Here is a 3,526-nt window from a genome sequence, read left to right as displayed (position 1 = left end):
GGGCCATGGCCGCCTGATGATCAACCGCCTCGCCACACACGGAAATCCTGACAGTCCCGCCCAGAGCGCGAAGCTCGCGCCCGAGGGTATGGCGTGTGACCGACAACTCGAACTCGTCCCGGATCCACTGCGCCAGATCGCACAGCCGCCAGCGCACTACGCCATGCGCTGCAGGAATCGGCCCAGCCTCGACGATCCCGGCAAGCCGCGCGCGCTGCTCGTCGTTCAGGATCGAAGCTCGCCCCGGAGCCTTGCGCGTTGCCAGACCGTCGGGACCTCCCTCGTTGAAGCGCAGGACCCAGTCGCGCACGATCTGCAGCGTCACGCCGGCAATCTTCGCCGCTTCGCTGCGGCTGCCGCCGTCCAGGATCAGTGCAACAGCCAACAGACGCCGGACCTGATCCGCATCGTCACTTCGGCGCGCAAACTGGCGCAAATCCACCGATGTGTAGTCAGATCGAACCCCAATCGCTGCCGCCATCCCAAGCCTCCAAGTGTCCGAAACGTCGAATCAGATTTTTATCAGCTTGGGAATACCCGGCGTGAGTCAGCCTCACCGCGCCTTGGTATAATCCTGAAGGAAGGAAGCAGCCGTGAAGCATTATGCCGGATTAGACCTGTCGATGGAAACCACGCAGGTCTGCATCGTTGAAGAAAATGGCCGGAAGCTCGTATCCGAAAAGGTCGAGAGCACTCCGGAAGCTTTGGCCGCGATGCTCGAGCGATACCGTCCGCTCGAGCGGGCAGCGATCGAAACGGGCCGCATGTCGCCTGCGATCTGCACTGGCCTGCGTGAACTGGGCGTTCCGGTGGTTTGCATCGATGCTGGCCAGGCCCACCAGAGCCTGAAGGCCATGAAAGCGAACAAGACAGACCCGCACGACGCCGCCGGGCTGGCGCAACTGGCACGCACCGGCTTCTACAAGGAGGTGCACGTCAAATCCCCGGCAGCGCATGGCGTGCGCAGCGTCATCACGGCACGAGGCCATCTGGTGGAAGCGCGCGTCTGGCTCGACAACATGATCCGCGGCCTCTGCGCCACGTTCTGCTATCGCCTAGGTCCGGGTCAAGGAAAGCCATTCCTGGAGCGGATCATGCAGGCTGCGCACATCCCAGGCCTTTGCGATGCCATCACATCCTTGTTGTCGGTGCGCGCCGACCTGATGGAGCAAATCAAGGAAATGGACCGCCGCCTTCGCGTCGTCGCCAGCCAGTCGCGGGCCTGCGAAATCCTGATGACTATCCCAGGTGTCGGCGTGCAGACTTCCGCTGCCTTCGCTGCTGCCATCGATGAAGCGGGGCGCTTCCGCCAATCTCGCAATGCCGGTGCCTACTTCGGCCTGGTGCCCAGGCGTCACCAATCGGGTGCGCTCGACTGGACCGGCAGGATCACCAAGCAGGGCGATAGCACCGTTCGCAAGCTGCTGTACGAGGCCGTCAACTCGATCCTGACCCGGAGCCGAGAAACCTTCGCTCTGAAAACATGGGCCACGAAGATCGCCAAGCGGCGGGGGCTCAAAAAGGCCCGCGTCGCCCTTGCCCGCCGCCTGGCAGTCATCATGCATGCCATGCTGCACGACGGCACTTTGTTCCAGGCGTGAGATAAGATAGAACCTGCTTGCCAGCGGTGAAGCGCCAAAGCTGATCCGAGGGCGGTGTCCCGCGAGGGAACGCAGGGACTGTCAATCGGCGCGCAAAAGGGACCCCCTCTCAACGATGGCAGGACGGTCGAGGAACGCGCCTTGCGCTGCGCGCGGCGTAGGGAGGGCGGAGCCCGACCGGAGGCGCGCAGCGCAAGGCATCTTAATCCCGGCGTGCGGCGGGGATCAGTTTCGGTTCTTGAAGCGCCAGCTGTCATTGCCGGTCTCGATGATGTCGCAATGATGGGTCACGCGATCGAGGAGAGCGGTGGTCATCTTGGGATCGCCGAACACGGTCGGCCATTCCCCGAACGCCAGGTTGGTCGTGATGATGACGCTGGTTTGCTCGTAAAGTTTGCTGACCAGATGGAACAGCAACTGCCCGCCTGAACGGGCGAAGGGAAGATAGCCAAGCTCATCAAGCACGACGAGGTCGAGGCGAGAGAGCTGGGCGGCAAGGGCCCCGCTTTTGCCGATCCGGGCTTCCTCTTCGAGGCGGGTCACCAGATCCACGGTATTGAAGTAACGCCCCCGCGCTCCGGCGCGGACGACATTGGCGGTGATGGCGATGGCCAGATGGGTCTTGCCGGTGCCGGTGCCACCGACCAGGACGACATTGCGCCGTGCGGGCAGGAACGCCCCGCACCGCGGGACATATATTCAACCCGGGTCAGTTCTCAGCGGCAATCAACACACTGTCTCCAAAACCAACATCCCGATCTCGCCGCATGAACTTCCACGCGGCTGTGTAAGCTATCGAAATGAGGGGTCCCTTTTAGACCCCGATCACCCCCTAGCGGGGTCCTTTTTGCACGCCGAATCACACGGCGGACCGGGGAAGTCCGCGGTGCCCACATCTTCGTCGCCGTGATGGGCGGATCGAGCCTGTCGTTTGCGCTGGCGACGTGGACCGAACAGTTCCCGGACTGGATCGCGGGCAACAATGCCGCCTTCGCCTTCTTCCGCGGCGTTCCACAGTTGCTGGTGCCCGACAACGCCAAGGTGGCGGTAATCAAGGCCTGTCACTTCGATCCTCAGGTGAACCGCAGCTACACCGACATGGCCCGGCATTACGGTACGGCGATCCTGCCGACGCGGCCGCGCAAGCCCCGGGACAAGGCCAAGGTCGAGGCCTGCGTCGGTATCGTCGAGCGCTGGTTGCTCGGCCGCTTGCGCAATCGGATCTTCTACAGTCTTGCCGAGATCAACGCGGCGGTCGCCGGGTGCCTTGCCGATCTCAATGACCGGCGCGTGCTGCGCCAGTTTGGCATGACGCGCCGCCAGCTGTTCAATGAGGTCGATGTTCCAAACCTCAAGCCGCTGCAGGCAGAGCCGTGGGTTCATGCCGAATGGCGCCGCTGCCGCGTCGGGCTCGATTACCATATCGCGATCGAGCGACATCATTACTCGGTCCCGCACCGCTTCGCGCGCCGCGAGGTCGAAGCCCGGTTCACTGCCAGCACCGTCGAGATCTTCCTGGGAGGCGAGCGCATCGCCGTGCACATGCGCGGCAGCGGCAATGGCCGGCACACCACAGTCCCCGAGCACATGCCCTCCAGCCATCGGCGCTACGGCGAATGGACGCCGGCCAAGATCCGCGAAGAGGCAAGCCGGATCGGGCCGATGCTGTCCCTCTTGGTGGAGAAGGTCATCGAGGCGAAGCCCCATCCCGAACAGGGCTACCGGTCATGCTTGGGCATTATCGGGCTCGAGAAACGCTTCGGGGCCCAGCGGCTCGAAGCCGCGGCGCTGCGCGCGCTGGAAATCCAGGCGCGCAATTATCCGTCGGTCAAATCGATCCTCGAGAAGGGTCTCGACCAGGTGCCCGGGGACTGTCAGGATTTCCGTGTGTGGCGAGGCGGTTGATCATCAGGCGGCCATGGCCC

2 protein-coding genes and 2 pseudogenes are annotated in these 3,526 nt (G+C 63.6%); 2 read left to right on the top strand and 2 right to left on the bottom strand.

The features are described 5' to 3' along the window. Window positions 1-481, bottom strand: a 481-nt coding sequence (locus tag IE122_RS18055) for a helix-turn-helix domain-containing protein (RefSeq protein ID WP_189622617.1), incomplete at its 3' end; no start/stop codon positions are given. Window positions 482-593: 112 nt separating this feature from the next. Here IE122_RS18055 and IE122_RS18050 point away from each other — a divergent pair. Continuing rightward, the gene (locus IE122_RS18050; protein WP_189622616.1) at window positions 594-1,601 is read left to right on the top strand and encodes an IS110 family RNA-guided transposase; all 1,008 of its coding nucleotides are present in this window, start codon (window positions 594-596) and stop codon (window positions 1,599-1,601) included. A 225-nt stretch (window positions 1,602-1,826) separates the two neighbouring features. Here IE122_RS18050 and istB read toward each other — a convergent pair. Next, window positions 1,827-2,282: pseudogene (gene istB, locus IE122_RS18045) on the bottom strand (IS21-like element helper ATPase IstB); the annotation flags it as partial. A gap of 177 nt (window positions 2,283-2,459) precedes the next feature. Here istB and istA point away from each other — a divergent pair. Then, window positions 2,460-3,461: pseudogene (gene istA, locus IE122_RS18040) on the top strand (IS21 family transposase); the annotation flags it as partial. Window positions 3,462-3,526: the final 65 nt, after the last annotated feature.

The organism is Novosphingobium colocasiae (assembly GCF_014652555.1).
GTDB lineage: Bacteria > Pseudomonadota > Alphaproteobacteria > Sphingomonadales > Sphingomonadaceae > Novosphingobium > Novosphingobium colocasiae.
Note: the sequence above shows the minus strand (reverse complement) of the source record. Positions and strands in the feature narration are given on the sequence as shown.